The sequence below is a fragment of the Streptomyces mauvecolor genome (assembly GCF_039532965.1).
Classification (GTDB): Bacteria; Actinomycetota; Actinomycetes; order Streptomycetales; family Streptomycetaceae; genus Streptomyces; species Streptomyces violascens.
Genome location: NZ_BAAASQ010000061.1, coordinates 1 through 589, shown reverse-complemented (window position 1 = coordinate 589; position 589 = coordinate 1). Strand labels below are relative to the sequence as shown.

1 protein-coding gene is annotated in these 589 nt (G+C 69.6%); it reads left to right on the top strand.

All coding sequences use genetic code 11. The annotated features are described in order from the left end of the window. Positions 1–129: 129 nt before the first annotated feature. On the top strand, positions 130–522 hold the full coding sequence (locus ABD346_RS38210) for a hypothetical protein (RefSeq protein ID WP_344380925.1): 393 nt from the start codon (positions 130–132) through the stop codon (positions 520–522). Positions 523–589 lie beyond the last annotated feature (67 nt).

The window sequence follows — 589 nt, the reverse complement described above, 5'->3', positions numbered from 1 at the left end:
CCCTCCCCATATTGGTCTAAACGGGCGCAATTTGTGACGTTTTCAGCCTGCTCCCCGTTCTAGAGGGCGGCAGGTTTCCCACCGGGCGGACCTGCCACCCCCGCCGATCCACCGAATGGGAGCACAACCGTGATCAAGCAGGTTCTCGCCGGGGCGGTCTTCGCCACTGCCGCAACGATGGCCGTCGCCGCCCCCGCCTCGGCACACACCATGGGGACCGAGGCCAAGAGCATCCCCACCAGCGCCCACGAGAGCATCCGCACCGCCCGCACCGCGACCGGCTCCTCCACCGGCGCCACCGGCGCCAAGGACTTCGGCACCCGCAACGGCGACACCGCCATCACCGGCGACTCCGGCGGCATCCTCAACACCTACGGCGCCCCCCTCATCAACATCGACGGACGCTGCCTGGTCCCCCTGCCCGAGGGCGAAGGCATCGGCGGACACGCGCTCGGAGGCCCCAAGGCCTCCTGCAACATCGCCCCCGTCGACCAGTACCAGGCCCCCCAGAAGCTCCTCTGACCCACCACAACCACCAACCCCACCCCACAGCCCCCTGCCCCGCAGGGGGCTGTCCGGCATACCAGAG